Raw genomic sequence first — 10,005 nt, forward strand, 5'->3', positions numbered from 1 at the left:
TCAGAGCCTCCCGGCCGCCTTCGCGCGCAGGTAGGCGTCGGCTGTCCGCGGCGGGACCTCCTCGGGCAGACCCCGGACCACCTCGGCGCCGGCACGGCGAGCGACGTCGGCGACCCCGTCGGCGTCGAGCAGCGACCGTTCCGCGGCGGCCCGCCGGTACACGTCCACGGACCCGTTCGCGGACCCGGCGTCGGACAGGAGGCCCGCCACGCTGCCCCGGCTGCCGTCGGCGACCGCCATCCGCACCACCGCGGGGTCCTCGATGCTCGTCACGACGACCGCGTGCCGACGCGCGAGCGTGGGCAGGACCGTGAGGAGGTCACCGGAGGCACCCACGGAGTCGAGGCTGGTCGCGAGCACCACGAGCGCGCGCTGCGTGGTCACGGCGTCGACGATCCCGGGCACCGCGGCCCAGTCGGTCGGCCGGAGCTCGGGTTCGGCCAGGGCGAGGGCCTCGCCGAACCGCTGCACCACGTCCGAGCGGGTCGCGCTGAGCACCCGTCCGCGTACGGCGTCGTCGAGCACGACGAGGTCGACCCGGTCCCCGGCGGCCGCTGCGAGGGCGCCGACGAGCAGCGCCGTCTCGATCGCGGTGTCCAGGCGGGGCTCGTCGTCGACCCGCCCGGCACCGGCGCGTCCGGCGTCGACGACCACGACGACACGGCGGTCGCGCTCGGGTCGCCAGGTGCGGACGACCAGGTCCTGGCGGCGGGCGGTGGCACGCCAGTCGATCGACCGGACGTCGTCGCCGCGCACGTAGTCACGGAGCGAGTCGAACTCGGTGCCGTGTCCGCGGAGCTGCAGCGTGGTCTCGCCGTCGAGTTCGCGGAGCCGGGCGAGCCGGGACGGCAGGTGTCGGCGTGACCGGAACGGCGGGGTGACGACGAGTTCGGCCGGGACGGCGACGACGCGTTGTCGGGCGACGAGGCCGAGCGGACCGGAGGCCCGGATCGCGATGCCGGTGGTGGTCCGCCGTCCCCGCCGGAACGGGGTGAAGCGCATCCGCGCGGTGCGTCGTTCACCGGCCGGCACCGTCAGTCGCACGCGTCGCGGCTCCTGGCCGGCGGAGGGCTCCCACATGTCCCGGACCAGGCCGCGCAGGACCCGTCGGCCGTCGTTGGCGAGGACGAGCGTGCCATCGGCACCGGCGTCCCGACGGGCCAGCCGCGGCATCCGCCGTTCGATCCTGACCTGGCGCAGGTCCGCTGCGAGCAGCAGGTCGACGGCACTCGCGACGACCAGCAACCCGATCCACGCCGACGCACCCCACCCGCTACCGAGCAGCACCGTGGGGACGATGGCGACCGCCAGGAGCGCGACGAACCGGCCGGAGAGCGCCACTAGATCGGTACCCGGACCTGTTCGAGGACCTGCTGGAGCACCCCGTCCGCGTCGACGCCCTCGAGTTCGGCGTCGGCGGCGATCCGGAGGCGGTGCCGCCACACGGGCAGCAGCATCGCCTGGACGTGGTCGGGCGTGATGGCGTCGTAGCCGGTCAGCCAGGCCCACGCCTTCGCCGCGGCGAGCAGGGCCGTGGAACCGCGGGGGCTGACGCCGATGCGGACGGACGGCGCCTGGCGGGTGGCACGGGCCAGGTCCACGACGTACGCGAGCACGTCGTCACGGGCGCCGACCGCCCGGACCGCGCGCTGTGCGGCCCGGACCTCGTCGACGCCGACCACGGGCACGATCCCCGCCGAGCGCACGTCGCGCGGCACGAACCCGTCGGCGTGCCGTCGGAGGACCTGCCACTCGACCTCGCGCGGCGGCAGGTCGAGCGTCAGCTTCATGAGGAACCGGTCGAGCTGCGCCTCGGGGAGCGTGTAGGTGCCCTCGAACTCGATGGGGTTCATCGTCGCCGCGACGAAGAACGGGTCGGGCAGCATCCGGGCTGCGCCGTCGACGCTGACCTGCCGTTCCTCCATCGCCTCGAGCAGCGCGGACTGCGTCTTCGGCGGCGTCCGGTTCACCTCGTCGGCGAGCAGCACGTTGGTGAACACCGGTCCTTCGCGGAACGGGAACGTGCCCGTCGAGGCGTCGTACACCAGCGAGCCGGTGACGTCCCCGGGCATCAGGTCGGGTGTGAACTGGATGCGCTTGGTGTCGAGTGACATCGCGGCGGCCAGGCTCCGGACGAGCAGGGTCTTCGCGACCCCCGGGACGCCCTCGAGCAGCACGTGGCCCTGGGCGAGCAGGCCGACGATCATGCCGGAGACGGCGCCCTCCTGTCCGACGACGGCCTTGCCGACCTCGGCGCGGACGCGGGCGACCGCCTCGCGGAGCGGATCGGTGCCAGGGGTCGGTCCGGCGGAGCGCCCGGAGGGCGTGGTGGTGGGCAGGTCGGTCACGATCGTCCTCCTGGTCGTGTGCGGGTGGTCGCCGTCGTCGGTCCGGCGGGCGACCCGGTCGGTCCGGCGGGCGACCCGGTCGGTCCGGTCGGTCTCGTCGGCAGCTCGTCCGGGGCAGGCCGGGAGGCCCGTCCCACGTCCCCGGAGCGCGCCCGGTCGACCGCGTGCTCGAGTTCGTCCAGGGCAGCTGCTCCCTCGACGAGGGCCCGGTCGTCGTCGGTGGTCCCACCGACGAGCACGGCACCGACCTCGGCGGCGGACCGTCCCGTCACTGCGGCGGCCCGCCGGACGACCTCGTCGACGTGCGCCGACCGGGGCAGTCCGAGACTCCGTCCGATCCGCCGGAGTGCCGCGAGCCGGAGGGTGTCGAGCGCGTGGGTCCGGTCGCGGACGCGGGCGTAGAGCCGCGCGCGCCCCTCGGTGGTCTCGGCGGCACGCACCACGACGGGCAGGCGTTCGACGACCAGGGGGCCGAGCCGACGCCCACGCCAGGACGCGACGGCGACGGCGACCAGCCCGAGGACGGCGAGGGTACTCGGCACCCAGGGCGGTGCGAGGTCGCCGAGGGACGGCGCGGCATCGGTGCCGTCCGGGGTGGGGACGTACCAGACCAGGCGGTCACCGCTGCCGAGCAGCCCGAGCGCGAGGGCGGCGTTGCCCGCGCGGGTGACGGTGTCGTTGCGGAGGACACCGGTCGTGCCGAGCACCGTGACCCGGCCGTCCTCCGTGTCGGCGCGCAGGAGTCCCCAGCGGGTGTCGGCGCCGGAGCCGGACGGGGCGCAGCGCTGCACGTCGGCATCGTCCGTGTCGTAGGTCGCACCGACGACGGTGACGGAACCCGCGGCCCGCGCGGCCGGGATCGGGCAGGTCGTCGTCGCCGCCACGCGGGTCGACGAGGTGCTGCCGGCCGGACGTGCGTCCACGCCGAACGACTCGAGGACCCCGGGGTCGCCCGTCACGAGGACCACATCGTCGACGGTCCGCGCGAGGCGCCGGGCGACACCTCGGTCGAGCACGCCGGCGGAGTCGTCGACCAGGACCGTGTCACCCGTCCCGACCTCGACGGCGTCCGCGCCGTGGACCACGTCGACCGTGGTGCCCTGCTGTCCGAGGACCTCGACCAACGCGCGCGAACCGCTCGCCGAGGTGGAGGTCGGGTCGAGCGGGACGTCCCGCTGGCGGTCGTCCCGGCCGACCGCGGCGGTCAGGGCAGCGAGCAGGAGGCCGACGACGACGACCGCGACCCAGGTGACGATCCGGACGCCGCGGTCCGAGGGACCCGGCCCCCCGGAACCCGTGGCGGACGTGGTCGTGTCCCGACCCGACGGGCCCACCGGCGCCGACGTCGTCACGGCGCTCATGCCGGGACCGCCGGTCGGTCCGCGGGGAGGGGCCGGGCCTGTCGGACGGCGCGTTCGGTCTCGAGCACGCGACGTGCGGCGGACTCGTCGGCTTCGACCCCCAGGTAGCGGACGGCGTCGAACGCGTCGGAGGCACCGCGCAGCAGGTCAGCGAGCTGCGGGAAGGGCACCGTGGCGCGGTCGGCGATGGCCCGGGCGGTCGCTCCGGGCACCACGATGACCAGGTCCCGTTCGCCGAGACCGCGGGCGAGGGCGCGGTAGCCCTCGAGGACCGCGGTCGCCCAGTCGCCGGAGCGGAAGGCGTCGTCCGCGGCTGCGGACACCGCCCGCGCGGACCGGAGGTCGTCGTCGTCGAGGACACCGCCGAGGGCACCCGGACGGACACGCGCACGGCGGCGGGGGAGACCCCGGGTGACGACGACCAGGACGACCACGGCGACGAGCACGACGATCGCGATGACGAGCAGGGTGCGCCCGAACCCGGTGGAGCCGACGCCGTCCGGGGCGAGCGAACCGAGCCAGTCGAGGAACGACCGCGAAGCCCGGTCCCACCAGGTCTCCTGTGCGCCCTGGTAGTCACGGTGGGCGAGCTCGCGCTCGAGCAGTCGGCGTGCCTCCCCGGGACCGGGGGTGCTCACCCGCGGCCGTCCTGCTGGTCGTGCTGGTCGTGCTGGTCCGGCCGCTCCGGGGCCCAGGGCTGGTGCGGCGGCCAGGGCTGCTGCGGCTGTTGCTGCGGCCAGCCCTGCTGCTGCGGTGCCCACGGCTGCTGCGGCGCCCACTGCTGCTGCGGCGACCAGGGAGCGCCCGGCGTCCAGGACGGCCGCGCCACCGGTGCGTGCGGTGCGAACGGGTCCGCGGGGTGACCGGTGTCCACGTGGGAGGCGATCCGCTGGTCGAGCGCCTCGGTGCGGATGCGTCGGTCGATCGCCAGGAAGGTCACGATGGAGGCGCTCAGCACGTCTGTCACACACTGCACCGCGATCACGAGCAGGCTGCCGACGACCAGGGCCACGACCCCGCCGGCCGAGGGTGCCGCACCGGTCGCCGCGGTCTGTCCGAGCGGGTCGAAGACGCCGGAGAACAAGGTGAGCCCGATGGTGAGCGGGATGCTGGCGATGCTCGCAGCGACGCCGAGCACGACCTGCACGAGCAGCAGGATCCCGAACGTACGCCAGAACGCGCCGCGGGTGAGTCGCCACGACTGCCCTGCGGCAGAGAAGACGCTGCGACCCTCGAGTGCGATCGTCGGCACCGTGAAGGCGAAGCGGGTGACCAGGAAGGCGATGAGCACCAGGAAACCGAGGACCATCAGGAACACCACCAGCACGAACCAGCCCGCCGAGCTGTCCCCGGCGGCCAGGGCGGCGACGAACGCGATCACGACGACGACGAAGACGACGGCGACCACGATCCCGGCGGCGAGCTGCAGCAGGATCCACCCGATGACCGACCCGCGACGACCGGCGAGCAGGGACCACAGTCCGCGGAACGTCCCGCGCCGTCCGAGCACCCGCTGCCCGGTGTCGACCGCGACCGGGGCGACCAGGAACCCGCGTGCCAGGTAGCTGAGGAACGGCAGGCCGATCGACAGCACCGCGTACAGGGTCACGGTCCCGGCGATGATGCTGTCCGCGTCCCCACCACCGCCGCCGTCGACCGCGGAGAGGACCCGGCTCTGCAGGACCCGCTGACCGACCGCCGACCCGAGGGTGGCCAGGAGCCCGAGGACCCCGGAGAGCAGGACGGCCCAGAGCAGCAGCACGCGCGCGTTGCGGCGGAAGACCGTGAAGGCACCGGCCAGCACGTCGCCCAGACCGAGCGGCCGCAGCGGGATCACCGGACGGGACGCCGGCGGCAGTGGAGCCGGCCCGCCGGTGCGGGGAGCGGACGTGCCGGGTGAGGGCGTGCCTCCTGGCTGGCCGGACGCGACCCACGGCGTCGGCTGCTGCTGCGGGCCGTTCGACCCGTGCTGCGGCTGGTCCGTCCCCGGGACCTGCCATCCGTCGTCGACCATCGACCTGCCCCCTCGCCTGGCCGCTGCCGGAACGCGCGACCGTGTCCATCCTGTCGGAAAACCTGCGGTGACGGGGCCTCGGCTATCGTGAGCGGAGAGTACCCGTCCCTGGGTGCCCCACCCTGCCCTCCGGAGTCCGCATCCCATGACACCGCGCATCCTCGTCGTCGACGACGACCAGGCCCTCGCCGAGATGATCGGCATCGTCCTCCGCTCGGAGGGCTACGAGCCCGACTTCAGCGCGGACGGCAACGACGCCGTCGAGGCCTTCCACGCCACGAAGCCCGACCTCGTGCTGCTCGACGTCATGCTGCCGGGCATCGACGGCATCGAGGTGTGCCGTCGCATCCGGGCCGAGAGCGGCACGCCGATCATCATGCTCACCGCCAAGGGCGACACCGCGGACGTCGTCGCAGGACTCGAGAACGGCGCTGACGACTACGTCGTCAAGCCCTTCAACCCGAAGGAGCTCGTCGCCCGGATCCGGACCCGTCTGCGGCCGACCGCCACCGACGCGACCGTCCTGCACGTCGGCGACCTGGTCGTCGACGTCCCCGGGCACGAGGTGCGCCGCGGTGACGCGGCCATCGCCCTCACGCCGCTCGAGTTCGACCTGCTCCGTGCGCTCGCCGAGAAGCCCAGCCAGGTGTTCACCCGGGAAATGCTCCTCGAACAGGTCTGGGGCTACCACTACAAGGCGGACACCCGCCTGGTGAACGTGCACGTGCAGCGCCTCCGCGCCAAGATCGAGCACGACCCGGACAACCCCCGCATCGTGACCACCGTCCGCGGGGTCGGGTACCGGGCCGGCGCGCAGAGCTGACGGGCGTGTCGTCCTCGTCGGCCCCGGCCCCGGCGCCGTTCCGCCGAGTGCGCCGGCGGGTCCGCACCTGGCTCCGCCGGATCTGGCGCGGGATCGCGTACCTCTGGCGTCGTTCGCTGATGGTCCGCTCGGCCGCGATCACGGTGGCGACCACGGGACTCGCCGTCGCCGTGATCGGCACCGCCGTCATGGTGAGCATCTCGAACAACGTGTACGCGCAGCGCCGCGACCAGATCGAGGCCGAGTCGGCGCGGGCGACCATCGTGGCGCAGAACATCTTCGACGCGGCCACCGCGGCCGAGGACAACAACCAGACCGAACTCGAGTCGCTGCAGAGCGAGGCGCAGAACGCGATCCTCTCGAACACCACCAGTCCGGGCGGGACGAGCATCGCGATCGAGCGCACACCCGGAGCCCGGACACCGCAGATCCTGCAGAACGTCGCCAGCACCGGGTTCCCGGACTCCGTGATCACGGACGACCTGCGGAAACGGGTCGCCGCCGACACCGGGGAGCTCAGTCTGCAACCCGTACGACTGGAGGGCCCGGAGGGCCGCGGACCGGGGCTCGCCGTCGGGTCCACACTGCAGATCCCGAGCGCCGGCCAGTACGAGCTGTACATCGTGTACGACCTGTCCGACGCGCAGCAGACGCTGGACTTCGTGTCCCAGACCCTCTCGATCGGCGGTGTCGCCCTCATCGTACTCATCGCGCTGGTCACCTCGCTCGTGGTGCGCCTGGTCGTCGTCCCCATCCGCGGCGCTGCCGAGACCAGCCGCAAGATCGCCGCCGGCCGTCTCGATGAACGCATCCCGGTCCGGGGCGAGGACGACATCGCCACCCTTGCCCGGAGCTTCAACGACATGGCCGACGCCGTCAGCCGCCAGATCACCCAGCTGGCCGAACTCTCGCGCGTCCAGCAGCGGTTCGTGTCCGACGTCTCCCACGAGCTCCGGACACCCCTCACCACGATCCGCCTCGCCGGGGACCTGCTCTTCGACGCCCGGCACGCCTTCGAACCCTCCGTCGCCCGGTCCGCTGAACTGCTGCACGCCCAGGTCGACCGTTTCGAGCTGCTGCTCGCGGACCTGCTCGAGATCTCCCGGTACGACGCCCAGGCCGTCGAACTCGAGACCGAACCCGTCGTCCCGGCGGCGCTCGCGGCCGACATCGTCGAGGAGTTCCGCCCCCTGGCCGACCGCGCCGGCATCGAGCTGCGCCTGGCCACCCCGGGCGGACACACCACCATGCAGCTCGACGCCCGCCGGATCCGCCGCGTGCTCCGGAACCTCGTCGGCAACGCCATCGAGCACGGTGACGGCCGACCCGTCGACGTCGTGGTCGACAGCGACTCCCGCTCCGTCGCCATCGCGGTGCGCGACCGCGGCGTCGGGATGCCGCCCGAGGACACCGCCCGGGTGTTCGACCGCTTCTGGCGTGCCGACCCCAGCCGCAAGCGCACCATCGGCGGCACCGGACTCGGGCTCGCCATCAGCCTCGGCGACGCCCAGCTGCACGGCGGCCGCATCGACGTGTGGTCACGGCCGGGCGAGGGTTCCGCGTTCGTGCTCACCCTGCCGCGTCGGAGCAGCGAGACCCCGCCGACGTCGGCGATCCCGCTGCCCGCGCTCGACGAGTCCTACGCGGGACCGACCGGAACGGAGGACCCGGCATGACCCGGACGGACGGACCGACCCACCGTGCGCGCCTCCGGCTGGTGCTCACCGCCGCGCTCGCCGCCGTGACGCTGCTCGGCGCCACCGCTTGCGCCGCCATCCCGACCGGTGGCCCCGTGCGCTCCGGCCAGTCGATCACCGACGAGTCGCCCACCGGCGGCGTCGACTACCGTCCCACCGGACCCGAGGACGGAGCGGACCAGACCGACCTGCTCACGCAGTTCATCGACGCCGCCACCGGTGCGCAGAACGACTACGCGGTCGCCCGCGAGTTCCTCAGCAGCGGCTTCTCGCAGAAGTGGAACCCGCGTCAGGGCGTCACCATCCGGCAGGGCGACGGCCAGGTCGAACGCGTCGGGGACCAGGAACTCACCTACACGCTCACCGCGAGTGCCTCGGTGGACGCCGACGGCGAGTACACCCAGGCCGTCCGCCCGACGTCCTCGACGCTGACGTTCCAGTTCGTCCGCGAGGACGGCCAGTGGCGCATCGCCTACGCCCCGGACGGCATCATCCTGTCGCCCGTCAACTTCACCTCGGTGTTCCAGCCGCACGCACTGTACTTCTACGACCCCACCTACCGGTTCCTCGTCCCCGACGAGCGCTGGTTCCTTGCCCGCTCCTCCACCAGCACCCGCATCGTGAGCGCCCTGCTCGCCGGGCCCGCAGAGTGGCTCGAGGGCTCGGTCGTCTCGTCGTTCCCCGAGGGGACCCAGCTCTCCCTGAACGCCGTCACGATCGAGAGCGGCAGCGCGCAGGTCGACCTGTCCAGCGAGGCGCTGCGCGCGAACACGGTCGAGAAGGTCCGGATGCGCGAACAGCTCACCGACTCGCTCTCCTCGGTCGCCACGATCTCCTCGGTCGACCTCACCGTCGAGGGCGTCGCCCTGCCCCTGCCCGACTCCAGCGGCACGAGCGCCCAGCGGAACCCCGACGTCGACGCTCGACCCCTCGTCGTCCAGGACCGCGTCGCCGGGTACGCCACACCGGGCACCGGGGACGTCACCGCGCTCGGCGGCGGACTGAGCGACCGGATCGCCGGACTCGACCCGAACTCGCTCGCCCTCTCCGCATCCGGCACGTCCGCAGCCGTCGGCAACGACGACGGTGTGTTCGTGGTCCGGTCCGGCAAGGACCCGCTGCGCATCGACACCCGCGAGGACCTCGTGCCACCGAGCATCGACGACCAAGGCTTCGTCTGGGTCGCGCAGCGGTCGGACACCCGGTCGATCACGGCGTACGGGCTGGGCGGTGACCCGCACACCGTCGCCTCGACCCTCCCCGAGGGCAGGCTGGTGTCGTTCCAGGTGTCCCGTGACTCGACGCGAGCCCTGGCACTCCTCGACACCGACGACGGTGCCGCGCTCTATGTCGTCGCCATCACGCGCGGCTCCGACCGTGCGCCGACCTCGCTCGGCCCGCCCGTCCGCGTGCAGGCCGCCGACGGTGACCCCGTCGGAGCCGCCTGGGTCGACGAGCTCGACGTCGCCTCGGTCGGACGCACGACGGCCGGCTCGAGCATCGTCCGCACCACCGTCGGCGGGCAGTGGGACACCCTCGCGAAGCCGGACGGTCGCGCGACGGCGATCGCCGGGGGGAGCGGCAGCGCGCTGCTGCTCCGGATGTCCGACGGGTCGGTGCTGCAGTCGACCGGCGCGGGGTGGGACACCACCGGCGTCGAGGCGTCGGTGCTCGGCGTGCAGCGCTGACCGGGGCCCTCCCTCCACATCCGGGCCGGACGGGAGGCCCGTCCACATTCCGCCCCGCCGGCCCGGATGTGGAG

Annotated in this window: 8 protein-coding genes; 3 read left to right on the forward strand and 5 right to left on the reverse strand. The window is 73.6% G+C overall.

From position 1 onward, the window contains the following. Genes DEJ31_RS10790 through DEJ31_RS10805 form a run of 5 tightly spaced genes read right to left on the reverse strand, consistent with a single transcriptional unit; the run spans position 1 to position 5,723 of the window. Positions 1 to 1,341: a DUF58 domain-containing protein gene (locus DEJ31_RS10790; protein WP_111121828.1), complete on the reverse strand. Its 1,341-nt coding sequence runs from the start codon at positions 1,339 to 1,341 to the stop codon at positions 1 to 3. Continuing rightward, complete coding sequence (locus DEJ31_RS10795; RefSeq protein ID WP_375537623.1) at positions 1,341 to 2,348, reverse strand: AAA family ATPase; 1,008 nt, start codon at positions 2,346 to 2,348, stop codon at positions 1,341 to 1,343. Before DEJ31_RS10795 ends, DEJ31_RS10790 begins: the two co-directional genes overlap by 1 nt. Next, positions 2,345 to 3,709: a DUF4350 domain-containing protein gene (locus DEJ31_RS10800; protein ID WP_111121829.1), complete on the reverse strand. Its 1,365-nt coding sequence runs from the start codon at positions 3,707 to 3,709 to the stop codon at positions 2,345 to 2,347. The genes DEJ31_RS10795 and DEJ31_RS10800 overlap by 4 nt, the downstream gene beginning before the upstream one ends. Then, entirely contained in the window at positions 3,706 to 4,347 is a 642-nt protein-coding gene (locus DEJ31_RS17215) for a DUF4129 domain-containing protein (RefSeq protein ID WP_181433507.1), read from the reverse strand. The genes DEJ31_RS10800 and DEJ31_RS17215 overlap by 4 nt, the downstream gene beginning before the upstream one ends. Then, a complete protein-coding gene (locus tag DEJ31_RS10805; RefSeq protein WP_111121830.1) occupies positions 4,344 to 5,723 on the reverse strand; it encodes a glycerophosphoryl diester phosphodiesterase membrane domain-containing protein in 1,380 nt (459 codons plus the stop codon). Before DEJ31_RS10805 ends, DEJ31_RS17215 begins: the two co-directional genes overlap by 4 nt. 145 nt (positions 5,724 to 5,868) lie before the next feature. Here DEJ31_RS10805 and mtrA point away from each other — a divergent pair, with 145 nt between their 5' ends. The 3 genes from mtrA to DEJ31_RS10820 are packed head-to-tail and all read left to right on the forward strand — an operon-like array spanning position 5,869 to position 9,931. Beyond that, positions 5,869 to 6,546 carry an MtrAB system response regulator MtrA gene (mtrA, locus tag DEJ31_RS10810; RefSeq protein WP_110904734.1) on the forward strand — a complete coding sequence of 226 codons (678 nt, stop codon included), beginning with the start codon at positions 5,869 to 5,871 and terminating at the stop codon, positions 6,544 to 6,546. 5 nt (positions 6,547 to 6,551) lie between these two features. Then, a complete protein-coding gene (mtrB, locus tag DEJ31_RS10815) occupies positions 6,552 to 8,222 on the forward strand; it encodes an MtrAB system histidine kinase MtrB (protein ID WP_258366267.1) in 1,671 nt (556 codons plus the stop codon). Next, positions 8,219 to 9,931 (forward strand): GerMN domain-containing protein, encoded by a 1,713-nt coding sequence (locus DEJ31_RS10820; protein WP_111121832.1) that lies wholly within the window; start codon positions 8,219 to 8,221, stop codon positions 9,929 to 9,931. Before mtrB ends, DEJ31_RS10820 begins: the two co-directional genes overlap by 4 nt. Positions 9,932 to 10,005: the final 74 nt, after the last annotated feature.

The organism is Curtobacterium sp. MCPF17_031, from assembly GCF_003234035.1.
Taxonomy (GTDB): Bacteria; Actinomycetota; Actinomycetes; order Actinomycetales; family Microbacteriaceae; genus Curtobacterium.

What these genes read in the sequence shown, in the direction of transcription:
- mtrA (WP_110904734.1), top strand. Translation starts at nt 5,869, where the DNA reads ATGACACCGCGCATCCTCGTCGTCGACGACGACCAGGCCCTCGCCGAG.
- DEJ31_RS10820 (WP_111121832.1), top strand. Translation starts at nt 8,219, where the DNA reads ATGACCCGGACGGACGGACCGACCCACCGTGCGCGCCTCCGGCTGGTG.
- DEJ31_RS10800 (WP_111121829.1), bottom strand. Translation starts at nt 3,709, where the DNA reads ATGAGCGCCGTGACGACGTCGGCGCCGGTGGGCCCGTCGGGTCGGGAC.
- DEJ31_RS10805 (WP_111121830.1), bottom strand. Translation starts at nt 5,723, where the DNA reads ATGGTCGACGACGGATGGCAGGTCCCGGGGACGGACCAGCCGCAGCAC.